The organism is Halobiforma lacisalsi AJ5, assembly GCF_000226975.2.
Lineage (GTDB): Archaea > Halobacteriota > Halobacteria > Halobacteriales > Natrialbaceae > Natronobacterium > Natronobacterium lacisalsi.
In genome coordinates, this window is the sequence record NZ_CP019285.1 from 3,101,276 (window position 1) to 3,117,842 (window position 16,567).

Consider the following 16,567-nt stretch of genomic DNA (forward strand, 5'->3'; position numbering starts at 1 on the left):
GACTAGATAGCTGATTCTAGTTTTCTGAGAGGCCATGTTTTCACCCGGATTGGCCCCGATAGAACTTTTGTTCACTGTTAGCTGTGCTTGGAGGAACCCGTTTCTCGATTAGCTGACCTCAGTTTGGGCGATCGAATCGAAGGCAAATCTCGGGGTCGTAACACGGCTCGAGCGGGAAAACGACGGGGAGACGTAATCGGGGCTGTCGATCGGCTACTCCCGGGACCTCGGACTCACTCCTGAACCGCCAGCTCCGTCTCGAGGTCCGGGCCGTTCAGTAGCGAGCGAACGGCGGCGGTCGCCCTCGAAACTTCGGGCGGACTCTCGAGCAATACCGTCTCGCTGGGGAACAGTTGCTCTCCCAGCAACAGGCCGTGTTCGCGGGCCGTCGATCCGGTGACGGTAAGATACACACCGAGGCCCGTCTCGGCGATGGCGGCCTCTTCTTCCTGGCCTTCCTCGGGGTAACGGAACTCGACTCCCTCGAGCGCGCGCGTTCCGAGCACCGCGCGAACCAGCCGTTCGTACCGGGGTTCGATACATAGCGGGCCTTCGTAGGACTCGAGGAACTCGCGGTCGAGAGCGCCGGAAGAGGGTGCGACGTCGGGCGTCGCCATCAAGGTGTGGTAGACGGTGTCCCCGAGCCCGGTCACGACGCGGACGTCGCTCTCCGCGGGGTCGATTCGGGCGTTCACGTCCTCGATCCGACCGACGGGATCGGGACGCAGTTCGACGACCTCCTCGAGAACGAGGTCGGCGCTGTCGAACCCGAGCGCGAACTCGTGGGTGCGGAGCGCGCGGAACGGTTCCTCGCGTCCCACGAGCTGGACTACGGTGTCGTCGGGAACGCGGCCGTCGAGCCCGGCGTCCGGACCGGCCTCCTCGAGCGGGATCGTGACGCTGTCGAAGACGATCCGACGGGGTTTGCCCGCGCGATCGTCCCGGAGGAGCGTGTACTCGGGTTCGGTCGGATCGTCAACGTCGCTGTAGTCGGCGAGACGATGGTAGACGCTGCGCTCCGGATGGTCGGGGTCTAGCGTGCCCTTCGTGAGCGCCTTCTCGTGTCGCAACGTCGACGTCACGTCGTCCGCGAGATCCGGAACGTCGAGCCGGCGTGCGAGGCGGTCGAGCACCGCCTCGAGGGGTCGCCCCTTGCGGGGGACAGCGATCGGAATCGTCTCACCCATCAGTATCGAGCGGGTTTCAGCCGGCGACGGATAAACAGGTTGTGTTTCCGGAGACGTTCGCGTCGGCCCGGACGCGTTCAGTCGTCGGAGAACATCGAGCCGAGCTGGTCGCGCCACTCGTGGAGGTCGGTCACGTCCTCGCGGACCCCTTCGAGGTCGTCTTCGAGGTCCTCGACGTCGTCTTCGACGTCTTCGACCTCCTCCTCGAGGTCGTCGAGGTCGTCGCCGAGGTGCTCGACGGAGTCGTCGACCTCCTCGACGTGGTCCTCGACCGATACGGTCCTGTCGGTAAGTTCGTCGACCTCGGTCGTCACCGTCTCGAGATCGGCTTCGACCGTATCCGTCCGGTCCGCGAGCGCGTCGACGTCGTCGGTCGTGGCGGAGAGGTCGTCCTCGATGTCGGTCGTCCAGTCGGTGAGGGTTTCGATCTCGGTTTCGGCCGCGTCGACCCGCCCCTCGGTTCGGTCGAGCCGGTCGTCGACGGCCTCGAAGTCGTCCTTGAGATCGGCGAGTTCCTCCCGGAACTCCTCGATGAGCTGTTCGCCGGTACCGTGCTCGCCGAGGAACTCCTCGAGTGCCTCGGTGTAGGCGGCGACCTCCTCGACCCGGGACTGGAGGTGATCGACCTTCGCGAGCGCCGCCGTGGTCGGCTCGCCGTCGTCCTCGAGGTCGAGTTCCGAACCGAGCGTCTCGAGATCGTCGTCGTCGACGTCACCGCTGCGGATTTCGTCGGCGAGTCGGGCTGCGAGGGTGGTGTCGTCCCCGCTGACGGGTGTGGTCGCGGGCGCCGTTTCGGCTCCGGTCTCGGCCACCGGTGGTTCGTTCGGTTCCGCCGCTGGTTCGGGTTCCGGCTCCGGCTCCGGCTCTGGCTCCGATTCGGGTTCGGACGTCTGCTCCGTTCCGGCCTCCGAAACGGTCCCGTCCTCGTGCTCGTCCCCAGTTTCGTCCTCGTCCGAGGTGTCGACCGGTTCGGCAACGGACGGCTCCGACTCGTCGGCCTCTGCCCGGTCCTCTACGTCCTCGAGTTCGTCCGCCGCGTCCGGCGTCGGTTCCGACTCGAGGTCGCTCTCGAGTTCCGGCTCGGTCGTTTCGTCCGACTCGTGTTCGATCGGGTCTGCGTCGATGTCCGAGTCCGTGTCGCCGTCCGCGTCGATACCGACGGCTTCCCCGTCGTCCTCGTCGAGCACCGCGGCACCGCTCTCGAGGTCGATGTCGATCTCGTCGTCGTCCGCCTCGGAGACGGGTGCCTCCGGTTCCGGAATCTCCTCTTCCTCGAAGCCGAGGTCGATGTCAGGGGCATCCTCGTCGTCGGTCTCCTGGGCCGGGTCGGGGTCGACCGGCTCGGCGTCCACGTCGTCGAGATCCAGGTCGAGGCCGCCAGCGTCGTCCGTCCCGACCTCGTCGTCAGCCGAAGCCACGTCCGTCCCCTCGCCCTCGGTGGGCTCCTCGAGGCCGTCCTCGGATTCCGCTTTCGCACTCCCGTCGTCGGCCGTTTCGGCCCCGTCTTCGGGGGGTTCCTCGAGGTCGTCCGGCTCCTCGTCGACAGCCCCCGTTTCGTCCGCGTCCTCCTCGCTCGTCGTCGGCTCGGCTCCTCCAGTACTGTTCTCGAGTCCGGGCACCGCCGACGACTCCCCGGAGATCATCTCCTTGACCGCCCGGTCGCTGTCGTCGGAGACGATGCTGTCGATCACCGCGTCGTCGACCTCGTCACCGGTCGATCGGTCCTCGTCGGCGCTGACCTCGACGATCGTCGGCTCGGTCAGGAACTCTTCGACGGCGCTGTCCTCGTCCAGCCGGATCCCGTAGACCGTGACGATCCGCTCGTCGGGTTCGAGCGTCCCGGTGAACTCGACGTGGTTGTCCTGGAACGCCGTCCAGTCGTCGCTGTGATAGTCGGGGTGGAACCCGATCTTGTCCATCGGGAACGAGGACGGGATGTCCTCGGAGAGCCGGAACTCGACCTGTTCGTCGCGTTCGGACTCGATCTCGAATCGAATCGCCGGAACGGGGAACTCGTCCGCCTCGAACGTCTTCGAGACGGTCAACCCGTCGGCGCTGACTTCGATTACGTCGTCCGCGTCGGCGGTGCTGCTCATGGAGCCAACGTTACCATACCATTAATATAAATGATGGGGGGAGTCAGGGAGCCCTAGGCGTCGGCGAGGTCGACCCGATCGCCGATCTCGACGATCTCGAGTCGCCGCGGGAACTCGAAGCTCGCCGTGTGGTGATGAAGGACTTTCGGGTCTGCGGTCAGCCCCTTCCACATGTCCCAGTGGGTCGGGAGGAGCCGCTCGAGTTCGAGCGCCGCGGCCGTCTCGACGATCTGGTTCTCATCGTTGTACCAGCGCGTGCGCTTCGGTTCGCGGGTCTCCTTGTCCGGAATCCGCCCGACGGTACCGAACGCGAGCGCGCCGAGATCGATGTCGTACTCCCGTCCGATCCGGTCGAACGCCTCGCCGGGTTTCGTGTCTCCGCCGTGGAAGAAGGTGCCGGCGTCGTGTTCGATCACGTAGCTCACCGGGTGGGTCGCGTCGGCGTCGTGGGCCTCCTCGACGTGGACGGTGAACTCGCCGATCTCGACGGTTTCTCCCTCGTTCACTTCGGTGAGCTGGTTCTCGGTGACGTTCCACTCCCCGGTCCAGTTTTCGTCCTCGCGCGCGACGGACAGGCTGTCGTCGGGGGCGTAGAACGTCGCGCCCGTGCGCTCGAGGATCGGGGCCTGGCTCGGCCCGTGGACGTGGTCGGTGTGCTCGTGGGTCGCGAGAACGGCGTCGGCCTCGGCGACGTCCTCGGGATCGAACGGGACCGGGATCATCCGGACCGTCCGCGGCGGGTCGCCCAGTCCGAGATACGGATCGATAAAGAGCGTCGTCCCGTCGGTTCCTTTGAGAACGAACCCGTTACAGCCCAGATACCAGACTGCGACGCCGTCGGGCGTCGCCGCTTCGACGTCACGAAGGAGCCAGTCGTCCCAGTCGCTTTCCATACTCGGGGGTGTGACCACCGTGCGGGTAAGTGTTACCGTCTGTGTTCACGTCCGAAGAGCGGATCGTCAGCAGTCTCGATTGCGGCCCCGTGACCGGCGGTCGTCCGAGGTGTCGTTCGTTTCGTCCTCGTGCAGTCCTCGCCCGCCGAACGGAGAGAACAGTGGATCAATCGCGTTCACGATTGGCGAAGGGAGATGAGCGCTTCGCTGCCCTCGAGCGATCGAACTTCGACCCCGGTCTCTGCACCGACTTCGGCGCACGCCCCCGCCGTCTCCGAGCCGGTGTGAGTTCGACCGCCCGACTCGTCGACGAGCCAGGCCGCGGAGACGAACCGGTCGTTCTCTGCGAACACACGGTCGGCGTCGGGGTCGTACGCGACGAGGCCAGCCTCGCTCAGCGCCGGCAAATGGACGTGAACCAGCGACGTCCGGACCCGCTCGACGCGTTCGCAGTCGACGTCGCGTTCGATCGTTCCCTCCTCGAGGGCAGCGACGGCCCGCGCGAGTTCGGCCGTCGAGAGCCGGCGCCGGCGACCGCCCAGCGCGGAGAGGATCGATCGCCGTCGATCGTCGGAAAGCGCCGCGAACAGCGCGTCGAGTTCGGCGCTCGAGGCGTCGGTCCGCCCCGCGAGGATGGGCTCGAGGTTCGGGTCGTCGTAAACGGGATGGTCAGTCGCGACGACCGTCCCGTCGTCGGTCTCCTCGACGAGGCCCACGTCGATCAGCGCCGGGAGCGAGCGGTGCTGGCAGTCGATGTGGGCGCGTTGGCGTTCGGTTTCGTCGACTGCCGCGACGGGTTTGTCGTTCGTTACCGCGGCGAGTTCGGTGGCAAGCTCCTTTTTCCCGATGCCTTCCGGCGATCGGTCGTAGACGGTTCGGAGCAGTCGGCGGCGCGTCCCGTCGGCGAGTGCTCCGAAGAGGTCGTCCCCGGCGTGAGTCGATCGGTCGTCGGACGATGGGTTACTCATCGACTACTCGTCGGGGCCGTTTCTGCATAAGAACTGCTCCAAATCAATTTGGAATCCGCGGGTAATTAGGACTGTACTGCCGAATTTCTCGAATATTAATAGAAGAGATCCTTGATGTACCGTGGCGGGTTGATACGTAGTAAACATTCGTTTAGGAGAACGTTCCGGCGACGAGGCAGTCCCGCCTTCGCCGGACCGCTCGGATCGAGAGGCCGCCAGCGCAACTCGAGAACTCGGACCGTTGCTGACGAACCGGGTCCTCGACGATCAGCCTACCAGGTTCCGTGGAACGTGTCGAAAGACAGGTCCTCGAGCGGCTTGTTGCCAACGGCGATCTCGTACTCGCCCGGGGTCAGCATCGGCTTGTGGAACTGTGGGCCGTCGTCGGTCGTGATCCGCGGACAGCCGGTGTTGACGAACGCGTCCATGTCGAAGTTCCGCAGGCGGTCGGGCGTGACCTCGTCCATCGTGATGAGGTAGGCGTCGTCGTTGTCCTCGAGGATCTCCTGGGCCTGGTCCCAGCGACCCTGACCGATTTTGGTACAGAAGATGACGCCCCACTTCTCGGCGTCCATCGCCTTGTGGACCGAGGCGTAGCGCTGTTTCATGAACTTCTCCGTGTCGGCGACGGTGACGACGTTGTTGACGGGGTCGGCGATGACGACGTGCTTGTCGGGGTGTTCCATCGCCAGCCCGAGCGGGTGGAACTTCCCGCCGCCGACGTACAGGACCTGGTCCGCAGGTACGTCCGCGCTCGCGTAATTGCACCCCAGGACCTGCCCCTCGTGGGTCAGTCGCTCGTCGCCGCGGCGGCTGTGAACTTCGTAGCCGCGTTCCTCGAGGAACTCGGACATCTCCTCGTAGCGGTTCATGTGCTGGGCCGTGGTGACGAGGCCGACGCCCTCGGTTTCCTCGGGGTCCTCGAGGGTGTCGAGTGCCTCCTCCATGATCGGCGTCACCTCGACGTTCGAGAACAGCGGGACGTAGATCACCTTGTCCGTGTTCTTCATCGGCGAGTGGCCGAAGTGGACGAACACGTCGGTGCGTTTCATCAGATAGGTGTCGAGGTCGCAGGCCCCGTAGCAGGGCTGGCCCGACAGCATGAACGTGACGTCGTCGTCGGCGAGCGCCCGGAGGTCGTCGGCCACCTTCGGGCCGCGGCGTTTCAGGCCCTCGGGGAACTGCAGGCCGACCGTTTCGGCGTCGCGCTCCTCGATCGCCTCGATGATCCGCTCGAGTTCGTAGTCCCACTCGCGATCGTGCTTGAGACGCATTCCGGTGTTCCGAAGGTCGCCTTCGGTGTACTCCGATCCCGGCTCCGACTCCTGACTCATTGGCCGCGTTAACGGCCACGGACGTATAACGGCCGCGCTTTTCGGTTCTCCTCGTGGGGGCGGTTCGACCGGTGGCGAACGATCCTTCCTGGTGTGACCTGAGAGCGGTGTCGACCCAACAGTCATAGTACTGGAGTCTAAACCAGGGGTTAATGTCAGCGGAAGCGCCCGCGGATGGATATCTCTTCGACCTCTATCGCCGCTACATCGGCGAACCGGAGGGCCGGACCGACGTCTACGTCGGCTTCGGACTGTTCCTCGGCGGAATCGGCCTTGCCGTCGTGGCCCTGTTGCTCTTCCTGTGGAGCACCACGCTCGAGGCCCGGACGGCGACGTACTTCGCGTGGGTCCAGCCGGCCTACGCCATCGCGATGTTGTCGGTGCCGGCGACGCTGCTGGGCGTCGTCGTCCTGTTGCCCTCGGAGCGGCGCACCCTCTACACCTCGGTCGCCGGCGTGGCGATCACGGTCGCCGCGGTCGTCGGGTTCCTGCTCGCCTACCCGGACGATTGGCTGTACGGGGCCGACTACTCCGTCGAAGTCGTCGCGACCTACGCCGTCGGACTGGCCGGCGTCGCGGCCTCGACCGGCGCGGCGTTGATCGCCCACTACCTCGACATGGCCCAGTCGGCCGACCACCTCGAGGCCGGCGATGCCGACGAGGACGGCGAATCCTACACCGACGAGGAGATTCAGGAGGACATCGACGAGGCGATGGAGGGCGTCGAACTCTCCTGGGGCGGCGTCGAGAAAACCGAACACACGCGCCTGAGCTTCTCGAGCGACGAGTTCGACGACGTCGAGGTCAACACCGACGCCGGCACGAAGACGAAACGATCGTCCGGCGTCGACGCCCAGGTCGCCGGACTCAAGGGGCTGAAAGGCGGCGAGACGGAGACGACCACCTCGAGTTCGACCGTCGACGATCAGACCCAGAAACTGAAGGAACTCCGCGAGCAGCAACGCGCCGAGGAACTCGCGACGAAAGACGAGAGCGGGCCCGCACGCGTTCTCGAGGCGGTCGTAGATCGGTTCCGCGCCCTTCTCGGCCGGAAATAACGATCTATTAACTCGAGTAACGTTATATATTTACCTACTTTCCTAAATTGAAATTAAAGCACATAGATTTATAATCCGTCAACCGCCTTGCTCAACTATGGCCAAAGGCCTAGACGTCGGAACGATGAACATCCTGTCCGCACAGCAGGATGGGAACGACACGGTGTTCGTGCAACAGCGTAATTCCTTCGTAGAGATCGAGTACTCGGACATGGCCGAGCAGATGCTCTCGCGGAGCGAAGTCCTCCACATTCGGAAGGACGACAAGGTCTACGTCGTCGGGGACGACGCCCTGAACTTCGCGAACATCTTCAACAAGGAGACCCGCCGGCCGATGAAACACGGGATCCTCTCGAACGACGAACAGAGCGCGATCCCGATGATGAAACTCATCATCGAACAGGTCGTCGGCGAACCCGCCTATCCCGACGAGAAACTGTACTTCTCGACGCCCGCCGATCCGATCGACTCGGATCTCTCGACGCTGTACCACCAGAAGACGATCGAATCCTTCCTCGACGACATGGGGTACGACGCCGAACCCATCAACGAGGGGATGTCGGTCATCTACTCCGAACTCGCGGACAACAACTTCACCGGCCTCGGGATCTCGTTCGGTGCCGGCATGACAAACGTCTGCCTGTCCTACTACGCGGTCCCGGTCATGAAGTTCTCCGTCGCCCGCGGTGGCGACTGGGTCGACGAACAGGCCGCCCGCGCGACCGGAACGCCCGTCGACAAGGTCACCTCCATCAAGGAAGACGACTTCGAACTGGACTTCACCACCGACGTCGGCGGCGTCGAGGGTGCGCTGTCGATCTACTACGAGAACCTGCTCGACTACGTCATCGACAACATCGTCGAGGAAGTCGACGAGGAGGACGTCGAGGAAGGGCTGGACGTCCCCGTCGTCGTCACCGGCGGCACCTCGAGTCCGGACGGCTTCGAGGAACTGTTCCGCGACCACCTCGACGAGGCGAACATTCCGTTCTCGATCAGCGACGTGACTCACGCCGACGAACCGCTCTACAGCGTGGCTCGTGGCGGACTCGTTGCCGCACGATCCGACGAGGACGTCGATCGCGAAGAGGAAGACGCGGAAGCGGCGACCGCGAGCGAGTAACGGCGTTCGGTTCCCGTTCGGTCGGTTCCCGTTCGTTCCGTTTTCGATGGATAGCGCCGACCGTGACACTCACTCCTCGTAGAAGCGGTTGAACGCGTCCCGCCAGGATTCGGGCTCTTCCCGTCGGGACTCGTGCTCGACGGGGATGTCCGCGTACTCGCAGTGCGGGCAGGTGACGGTCGACACCTCGCCCAGCGAGAGTTCCTCGAGCGAGCGCTGACATCTGGGGCACTCGTCCATAGTTGATCGTCCGACGGAGCGTCCTTAACTCTATGCGTAGTTGTCTCGAAACTGGGAGGTGTTGGTTATCCGACCTCTATCGCCGCGCCGTCTCCGAAATCCCCGCCAAAGAATTACTACTGTGCATGCAACAAAGTTTTTGTATGAGGGCTATGTATGAATTGGTATGAGCACGACCTCGTCCCCCGACCGATCGTCGACGATCGACTGTTGTAACCAGGCCGACGTCACCCCCGTCACCATCGAGGCGAGCGACCTCGAGTCGACCGCCCCGGAGTACCTGCGGGATCTCAAGCGCGACCTGGCCGAATCCGACCTCGCGCCGACCGGCCTCTCCCTCGAGGCCTGCTTCGACGAGGACTGTTCGCTCGCGACTCAGGAGGAGGTCGACCGCATCCGTGGCTACGTCCGTGCCGGCGCGTTCCTCGGCGTCGCCTCGCTCACGGTCTCGGTCTCTGACGTCGAGAACCCGGAGAAGGTCCGGCCCGCGCTCGCGGCCTGTGCCGAACGGGCCGACCGCGAGGGCATCGTTCTGGAACTCGAGGGGCCTATCACGCTCGACGCCTAACGTCGGCGCGATGGCACCCTCCCGGCGCACGCTCGCCCGCGAACTCGAGTCGCTCGCGGACTTCTCCGATCCCGATCCCGACCTCGAACAGTACCTCACGCCGCCGGAGGTCGCCGCCCACGTCTGTCATCTCGCCGGGCTGCAAAGCGACCTCGAGCGGCTGGTGATCGACCTCGGCACCGGAACCGGTATGCTGGCGGTCGCGGCGTCGCTGGCCGGCGCCGATCGGATCGCCGGGATCGACGTCGACCCGGACGCCCTCGCGACCGCCGCGGAGAACGCCGCCCGTGTCGGCGCGGACGTCGACTGGGTCCGCGGAGACGTCACTCGGCCGCCCTTTTGCTCCCCCGAGTCCGACGCGGACGACGGACTCACCGTCGTCTCGAACCCGCCCTTCGGCGCACAGCACGGGAACCGCCACGCCGACCGCGAGTTCCTCGAGACCGCCCGCTCGATCGCCGCCGTCTCCTACACGATCCACAACGAGGGGAGCCAGGAGTTCGTCGAATCGTACGCGGACGACGAGGGGGGGACGGTCACGCACGCCTTTCGAGCGCCGTTCCCGATAGAACGGCGGTTCGAGTTCCACACCGCGGCGACGGAGACCCTCGAGGCGGAGGTCTTCCGGATCGAGTGGCGATAGGGTATCTCTGCAGTCGGTCGCTCAAATTCCTCGAGTAGCCGTACGAACGGGTCGGAAACCGAATGAGAGCTTTATAATTGCCGCCATGGTGGGCATCCGTAGCATGTCGAACGTTGCCAGACAGGATGACCCGGCCTCCGTTGAGCGGATCGAACACGACGAGTTCGATCCAGTCGGAACGCTCGCGCTCATCGCGTTCTACTTCGCCGTGCTGGTGCTGTTGTGGCTGTTCACGTACTTCGTGGAGTTTCTGGGGAACGTCCCGACGCCGGTGGTCGTCGCATGAGGATCCACCAGTACGAACGGGTGTGGTTGCTCGCGTCGATGGTGTTGATCGTCGGGTTCATCGCGACGATCACGTACGGCGCGGTGGGGCTTGGGATCACGATGGTCGACGATCGCGGGGCGACGATCGCGCCGGACGAGATCAACGAGGACGAGCGATTCGGCGACCCGCGAGTCGAGCAGGTGGGCGACGACGAGTACGAGGTCTACGCCGTCGCGATGACCTTCGCCTTCCAGCCGGATCCGATCGAGATCCCCGCCGACAGCGAGGTCACGTTCTACGTCACGAGCCGGGACGTGATTCACAGTTTCTACGTCGTCGGGACCAACACGAACACGATGGTCATCCCGGGGGAGATCTCGGTCGTGACCGTCGAGTTCGACGAACCCGGCGAGTACGGTCTCATTTGCACCGAGTACTGTGGTGCCGCCCACCACGAGATGGAGGGGCAACTGGCCGTCCTCGAGGACGAGGAGTTCGACCTGACCGAACTCGAGGTCGAGGCCCCCGACGAGGTCGAACCGGACGGGGAGATCGAGATCACCGCGACGGTGACCAACGGCCAACTCGAGGCGATCGAGGAGACCGTTACGGTGGAACTCGGCGACGAGACGCTCGAGGAGTCGGTCACGGTCGAGGGGGACGACAGCGAGTCGGTGACGTTGACGGTCGATGCGGCCGACCTCGGCGAGGGCGATCACGACTGGACGGCGTCGGCGGGCGACCTGACGGAGAGCGGTACGGTGTCGGTCGTCGAAGGGAGCGAAGACGACGCCGAGGGGGACGACGATGGCTAACGGCGATACCTTCGCCGACGCCTACCCCACCCAGGCACGCCACATCAGGGCGGCGTTCTGGGCGTCGTTCCTCTCGCTTGGCGTCGGCGCGTTCTTCGGCCTGATCCAGGCGCTCCACCGGACCGACATCCTTCGCGTGATCGAATCACAGACCTACTACACCGTGTTGACCGCACACGGGGTCTTCCTCGTGATTTCGTTTACCATCTTCTTTCTGGTCGGGGTCTTCCAGTGGGCGGTCACCGACAGCCTCGAGCGCCCGCCCGTCGACATGCGGTTCACGTGGGGCTGGTACGGCCTGATGTCACTCGGCGCGTCGCTCACGGCGTTTGCAATCCTCGCCGGCTTCACCGACTCGATCGACGTGAGCGCCGACGTGCTCTTTACCTTCTACGCGCCGCTGCAGGCCCATCCGCTGTTTTACGTCGGGCTGGTGGTGTTCGTCGTCGGTACCTGGCTCGCGGGGGCCGACTGGTTCCGTAGCTGGCTGGCCTGGAAGGGCGACAACCCCGGCGAGCGGATCCCGCTGCCGACGTTCATGGTGTTGACGACGATGATTATGTGGTACATCTCCTCGATCGGCGTCGCCGTCGCGATCCTCGCCTTTATTCTGCCGTGGTCGCTCGAGCTCACCGGGTCGCTGAACCCGACGTTGACCCGGACGCTGTTCTGGTACTTCGGGCATCCGGTGGTCTACTTCTGGCTGCTGCCGGCGTACCTGCTGTGGTACATCCTCCTGCCGAAACTGGCGGGCGGACGGCTGTTCAGCGACCCGCTCGCCCGCGTCGTGTTCATCCTGTTCGTCCTGCTGTCGACGCCGGTCGGGATCCATCACCAGTACCTCGACCCCGGCATCTCGGAGGGGTTCAAGTTCATCGCGATGACGAACACGATGTTCCTCCTGTTGCCGAGCCTGCTGACCGCGTTCACGATCATCGCGAGCATGGAACACGGCGCGCGCCAGCGCGGCGGCGAGGGCTATTTCAACTGGCTGACCGCACTCCCCTGGCGCGACCCGGCCTTCACAGGGATGGCGCTCGCAGGAATGATCTTCGCCTTCGGGGGGTTCACCGGCATCGTCAACGCCGGCATGAACATCAACTACCTCGTCCACAACACGCTGTGGGTTCCCGGCCACATCCACACGCAGGTCGGCACCGCGGCCGCGCTGACGTTCATGGCCGGCGCCTACTGGCTGGTTCCCCAGCTCACCGGCAATCGCCTCGTCGGCCGGAGCGTCGCGCTGGTACAGGTCGTGCTCTGGTTCGTCGGCATCGTCTTCATGACCAACTCGATGTACCGCGGCGGGCTGGTCGGCATGCCCCGCCGGACGGCCGAACCGCAGTACGAGGGCTTCGAGTACGAGGTGGCTGCCGGCTCGGTCGGCGAACTCAACGCCCAGCTCGCGGTCGGCGGCACGCTCCTGTTCGTCTCCGCGATGCTCTTTCTCGCGCTCATGGTCCTGACCGCGTTCAACGGCGGGACGGAACCGATCGACGACGGGTCGATCCCGCCCGCGCTCTCGGGCCCGGAGGACTCCCCCGCCGTCCTCGACAACCTGAAACTGTGGGTCGCCATCGCGGCCGTCCTCGTCGTCATCGCCTACAGCTTCCCGCTCGCGAGTATCGTCTCGAGAGGTGGCCTGTTCGGCCCCGACATCGGTCCGATCCCGGTCGCGATCGACGCCGCGTCGACGGTAGCGCGGACGGCACTCGAGGCCGTCGCGGCCGTCGTTCGCTAACGGCGGGTTGAAGGCTCGCGCCGTGTGGTATTCAGTATGCGGCTGCGAACCTCTCCAGCGAAGTTACTCGTTTTGGTCGCGCTCTGTCTCGTCGTCCTCGTCGAGTTGCGGACGGCGCTCGCGTTCGTCGGCGTTTCCCTGTCGGTCAGTGCGACGGTCGCAGTCGGGGCCGTTGCGATCGTACTGCTGTTACTCTGGGCAGTACAGCCGGCAGAAAGCGCGGAGTGAGCCACGTCGCGCGTCGGCTACCCCTCGAGGTGATCGATCGTCGCGTACCGACCGGCACGCCACCCGGCGATGAGCGCGACGACGGTGCCGACGACGAGGGCGATGGCGATCCCGAGGACGTAGACGTCCGGCGAGGTCCGGACGAGGGCGTCGAAGCTCGCGATAGAGGCCGCAAATCGGTTCAACCCGGACGCGAGCAGCGGCGTCGCGGCGATACCGACGAGCCCGCCGAGCAGCCCGATCACCAGTCCCTGGGCCGCGACCGTCCCGGCGAGGAGTCTCCTGGAGAGGCCGACTGCCCGAAGCGCGGCCAACTCCTCGCGTTGCTGGGCGGCCACGAGCGCGAACAGGTTGACCGTCAGGACGACGCCGCCGACGACCGCGAGGCCGACGAGCGTCGCCCCGCTGGCGACCACGAGCGGGCGTTCGCCGATCATCGCCTCGACCTGTTCGTCGCTGGTCCGGACGTCGTACTCCGGGTACGACTCGTCGAGGTCCGCGGCGACGGCCTCCCGGTCGGCGTCGTCGGCCACGTCGGCGGTCAGGAAGGTCGCGCGATCGGTCCCCGTCGTTCCCGCGACGGCCTGCAGGTCGACGAGCGGCATCGTCACCGTCTCCGACCCCAGGTACTGGGAGTAGTAGTCCGAAACCCCGACGACGGTGAACTCGTACTCCGGCGCGGTCTGTCGGCTGGTGCCGACGTAGACGGTGTCACCGACCTCCGCGTCGAGTTCGTCCGCTACGCGCGGATCGAGCACGATCTCGTCCGTCACTGGATCGTCGGACCGCGGCTGGTCCGTTTCGTAGGCCGACTCGGGCGTTTCGAAACCGCCGCCGGACCGGAAGTCGAACCCGTCGTGGGTTTCCTGAACCCCGATCGCGGGGTGGCGTTGCAGTTCCGACGGATCGGGGTCCGTGCCGACGTAGACGTCCTGGAGCGCCAGCGGTGACGCGGACGTGACGTCGTCGCGCTGGGTGAGTTCAGCCGCAGTCCCGTGAGCGCCGACGATCGGGTTCTCCGTCCCGCTCGCGTCCGGATCGACGGGGTCGCTCGAGATCCAGATATCCCGATCGGCGTTGTCCAGTCCCTCCTCGCCGGTGGCGACGACGCCGGCCCCCAGGCTCGCAAGCAGGGTCACGGCGAGCACCGCGAGGGCCACCGAGAGGACCGCGAGGACGGTCCGACCCGGCGAGCGCCGAAGCTGAGCGACGGCGATCCCCAGTATCGCGCGGGTCCGGACGAGCGGCAACAGCACCAGCGCGAGCGGCGCCCGGGTCATCGGCCCACCTCCTCGAGGACGGTCGTCCGGTGGGCGATCGCAAGCGGATAGGGGACGGCGATCAGTCCGGAGGCCAGCCCGACGACGACGGCGTAGGGGAACAACAGCGGGTGTGTCTGGGCGACCGCGCCCGAACTCGAAGCGCCTGCGACCGTCGACGCCGCGACGGCGTTGACGGCCTCGATCCCGAGGAATCCGAGCGCGGCCCCGAGGAGGGCACCGCACAGCGTCGTCACGACCGTCGAGAGCGCGACGATCGCGAGGCGACTGCCGGTCGGGAAGCCGACGGACTCGAGGACGGCGAGGGTCCGCCGGTCCTGATCGACGGTCATCCCCGTCGTCGTCGCGACGAACGAGGCACAGATCGTCACGCCGACGACGAGCGCGAGGGCGCTCGTCGCGAACGCGAGCCCGTCGTCGAACAGGCTCGAGGGGTCGGTCCCGGCGTCGGTCTCGACCGCCGCCTCGGGGTACGCCTCGCCCGCGACGGCGGCGGCGGTTTCGTCGTCGCCCCAGACGAGGACCCGATCGGCGAGTTCGCCGTCGGACGCCCCGGAGACGGTCTGTACCTCGCTGAGCGGCGCGAGCGCGACGGGGGCGTCGCTGCCGGCGTCCTCGACGGCGGTCACGGTGACGGTGGGTGCCGGTCTCGAGTCGGCGTCGGCAGCGTCTGCGTCGGCTATCTCGGCCGGATCGAGGCCCGCCGGTTCGAGTCGATCGCCGTCGGTCACGCCCAGCCTGTCGGCCGCGGTCGCCGAGAGAACGATCTCGCCGCGCTGTGCCCCGGCGTAGGTACCGCCGGCGTAGTGGAGGTCACCCGGCTCGAGTGCACCCGTCGAGAGGCCAGCGACGGTCCGTGGCTCCTCGTCGGGAACGACTCCGATGACGAGGATCGTGCGCGGTTCCGACACCGCGCCGTTCGCGTCGCTCCCGTTTGCCGCCTCGAGGCGGACCTTCTCGACCAGCATCGGCGTCGCGTGGTCGACGCCGTCGGCCGCGGCGATCGTCTCCGCCCGCTGGTTCGCCTCGCCCAGTCGTGGTCCCTCGACGCCGTCGACGGCGGTGAGCGAGCCCGTATCTTCGGGCGCGACCCGGACGTCGGCGTCCGTCTCGGTCGCCACCCCGCCGTCGGCCAGCGCCAGCGCGATCCCCGTCACGATCACGAGCAGGGCTATCGTCATCGCGACGGCGGCGGTCGTCGCCGCGACCCGGCCCGACCTGGTGCGGGTCGCTCGCTTCCACAGGCGATCGAGCGAGAACCCGACGACCCCGAGCCACCGTGACCCGCGTCCGCCGCGGTCATCGCTCATCCGTCACCACCCGTCCGTCACGGAGCGGGATCACCCGGTCGGCGACCTCGAGCGTGGCGTCGTCGTGCGAGGCGACGAGCACTGCCCGGTCGCCGTCGCGGCCGGCGTCGGTCAGCAGGTCGAGCACCTCCGCGCCGGTCGTCGTGTCGAGTTCGCCCGTCGGCTCGTCCGCGACGATGACGTCCGGGTCCGTCGCGAGCGCCCGGGCGATCGCCACCCGCTGGCACTCGCCGCCGCTCAACTCGCCGGGGAGATGGGTGGTCCTGTCCGCCAGGCCGACTTCCTCGAGCAGCGACTCGGCCCGGCGGCGGCGTCGCGACCGCGGGACGCCGGCCTGGACGAGCGGCAAGGCGACGTTCGCGCGGGCCGACAGCGACGGGAGCAAGTGGAACCGCTGGAAGACGATCCCGACGTGTTGCCGGCGCAAACGGGTGCGTTCCCTGGCCGAGAGTTCGGTGACGTCGGTTCCGAGGACGTCGACTCGTCCCTCGGTCGGGACCAGTAGCCCCGCCACGGAGTGCAGGATCGTCGATTTGCCGCTCCCGCTCGGGCCCTTCAGGCCGACCACTTCGCCCGGCCGGATCTCGAGGGAGACGTCCTCGAGGGCCGTGACCGAGGAATCCCGCCCCGACCGGAGTCGGCCGCTGTCCGTCCCGTACTCGTGACCGACGGCCTCGAGACGAACGGCCGCTGCCGAGTCTTCGCTCGAACCGTCGCGATCGTCAGCCCGAGTCGCCCCCGACGTCGAGGCCGTCCGCCGCAGTGAGAGGTGTAGGTCGATCATTGGTCCGGTCCAGTTGCTCGAGCGAACGGTC

The 16,567-nt window shown here is 66.3% G+C and carries 17 protein-coding genes; 8 read left to right on the top strand and 9 right to left on the bottom strand.

The window, feature by feature from the left end; all coding sequences use genetic code 11:
* Positions 1 to 233: 233 nt before the first annotated feature.
* The 5 genes from CHINAEXTREME_RS15075 to dph2 form a co-directional block, all read right to left on the bottom strand.
* Positions 234 to 1,187 (bottom strand): hypothetical protein, encoded by a 954-nt coding sequence (locus CHINAEXTREME_RS15075; protein WP_007142609.1) that lies wholly within the window; start codon positions 1,185 to 1,187, stop codon positions 234 to 236.
* A 77-nt stretch (positions 1,188 to 1,264) separates the two neighbouring features.
* A complete protein-coding gene (locus tag CHINAEXTREME_RS15080; protein ID WP_007142610.1) occupies positions 1,265 to 3,283 on the bottom strand; it encodes a midas domain-containing protein in 2,019 nt (672 codons plus the stop codon).
* A gap of 53 nt (positions 3,284 to 3,336) precedes the next feature.
* On the bottom strand, positions 3,337 to 4,176 hold the full coding sequence (locus tag CHINAEXTREME_RS15085; protein ID WP_007142611.1) for an MBL fold metallo-hydrolase: 840 nt from the start codon (positions 4,174 to 4,176) through the stop codon (positions 3,337 to 3,339).
* Positions 4,177 to 4,352: 176 nt separating this feature from the next.
* Complete coding sequence (locus CHINAEXTREME_RS15090; protein ID WP_007142612.1) at positions 4,353 to 5,144, bottom strand: DUF7344 domain-containing protein; 792 nt, start codon at positions 5,142 to 5,144, stop codon at positions 4,353 to 4,355.
* A gap of 272 nt (positions 5,145 to 5,416) precedes the next feature.
* A complete protein-coding gene (gene dph2, locus CHINAEXTREME_RS15095; protein ID WP_007142613.1) occupies positions 5,417 to 6,478 on the bottom strand; it encodes a diphthamide biosynthesis enzyme Dph2 in 1,062 nt (353 codons plus the stop codon).
* 152 nt (positions 6,479 to 6,630) lie between these two features.
* Here dph2 and CHINAEXTREME_RS15100 point away from each other — a divergent pair, with 152 nt between their 5' ends.
* Positions 6,631 to 7,536 (top strand): DUF7139 domain-containing protein, encoded by a 906-nt coding sequence (locus CHINAEXTREME_RS15100; protein WP_007142614.1) that lies wholly within the window; start codon positions 6,631 to 6,633, stop codon positions 7,534 to 7,536.
* Between the two features lie 97 nt (positions 7,537 to 7,633).
* On the top strand, positions 7,634 to 8,659 hold the full coding sequence (locus tag CHINAEXTREME_RS15105) for a disk-shape morphogenesis protein volactin (protein WP_007142615.1): 1,026 nt from the start codon (positions 7,634 to 7,636) through the stop codon (positions 8,657 to 8,659).
* 69 nt (positions 8,660 to 8,728) lie between these two features.
* On the opposite strand, the gene CHINAEXTREME_RS15110 is transcribed toward CHINAEXTREME_RS15105, so the two are convergent.
* Positions 8,729 to 8,899, bottom strand: coding sequence for a zf-TFIIB domain-containing protein (locus CHINAEXTREME_RS15110; protein ID WP_007142616.1), 171 nt, complete (start codon positions 8,897 to 8,899; stop codon positions 8,729 to 8,731).
* A 166-nt stretch (positions 8,900 to 9,065) separates the two neighbouring features.
* Here CHINAEXTREME_RS15110 and CHINAEXTREME_RS15115 point away from each other — a divergent pair, with 166 nt between their 5' ends.
* The 6 genes from CHINAEXTREME_RS15115 (at position 9,066) to CHINAEXTREME_RS15140 (ending at position 13,162) form a co-directional block, all read left to right on the top strand.
* Entirely contained in the window at positions 9,066 to 9,467 is a 402-nt protein-coding gene (locus CHINAEXTREME_RS15115; RefSeq protein WP_007142617.1) for a hypothetical protein, read from the top strand.
* Positions 9,468 to 9,477: 10 nt separating this feature from the next.
* The gene (locus tag CHINAEXTREME_RS15120; RefSeq protein ID WP_007142618.1) at positions 9,478 to 10,110 is read left to right on the top strand and encodes an METTL5 family protein; all 633 of its coding nucleotides are present in this window, start codon (positions 9,478 to 9,480) and stop codon (positions 10,108 to 10,110) included.
* A 103-nt stretch (positions 10,111 to 10,213) separates the two neighbouring features.
* A complete protein-coding gene (locus tag CHINAEXTREME_RS15125) occupies positions 10,214 to 10,396 on the top strand; it encodes a cytochrome oxidase (RefSeq protein ID WP_010546793.1) in 183 nt (60 codons plus the stop codon).
* Entirely contained in the window at positions 10,393 to 11,193 is an 801-nt protein-coding gene (locus tag CHINAEXTREME_RS15130; RefSeq protein ID WP_007142620.1) for a cytochrome c oxidase subunit II, read from the top strand. The genes CHINAEXTREME_RS15125 and CHINAEXTREME_RS15130 overlap by 4 nt, the downstream gene beginning before the upstream one ends.
* A complete protein-coding gene (locus tag CHINAEXTREME_RS15135) occupies positions 11,186 to 12,934 on the top strand; it encodes a b(o/a)3-type cytochrome-c oxidase subunit 1 (RefSeq protein ID WP_007142621.1) in 1,749 nt (582 codons plus the stop codon). Before CHINAEXTREME_RS15130 ends, CHINAEXTREME_RS15135 begins: the two co-directional genes overlap by 8 nt.
* 36 nt (positions 12,935 to 12,970) lie before the next feature.
* Positions 12,971 to 13,162 carry a CbaC protein gene (locus tag CHINAEXTREME_RS15140; protein ID WP_338013387.1) on the top strand — a complete coding sequence of 64 codons (192 nt, stop codon included), beginning with the start codon at positions 12,971 to 12,973 and terminating at the stop codon, positions 13,160 to 13,162.
* Positions 13,163 to 13,179: 17 nt separating this feature from the next.
* Here CHINAEXTREME_RS15140 and CHINAEXTREME_RS15145 read toward each other — a convergent pair whose 3' ends face one another.
* From CHINAEXTREME_RS15145 to CHINAEXTREME_RS15155, 3 genes are read right to left on the bottom strand one after another with little or no spacing between them, the layout of a single operon-like run.
* Entirely contained in the window at positions 13,180 to 14,442 is a 1,263-nt protein-coding gene (locus CHINAEXTREME_RS15145; RefSeq protein ID WP_007142622.1) for an ABC transporter permease, read from the bottom strand.
* The gene (locus CHINAEXTREME_RS15150) at positions 14,439 to 15,752 is read right to left on the bottom strand and encodes an ABC transporter permease (RefSeq protein WP_007142623.1); all 1,314 of its coding nucleotides are present in this window, start codon (positions 15,750 to 15,752) and stop codon (positions 14,439 to 14,441) included. Before CHINAEXTREME_RS15150 ends, CHINAEXTREME_RS15145 begins: the two co-directional genes overlap by 4 nt.
* Positions 15,742 to 16,536, bottom strand: a complete 795-nt coding sequence (locus CHINAEXTREME_RS15155; protein ID WP_007142624.1) for an ABC transporter ATP-binding protein — start codon at positions 16,534 to 16,536, stop codon at positions 15,742 to 15,744. Before CHINAEXTREME_RS15155 ends, CHINAEXTREME_RS15150 begins: the two co-directional genes overlap by 11 nt.
* Between the last annotated feature and the right edge of the window lie 31 nt (positions 16,537 to 16,567).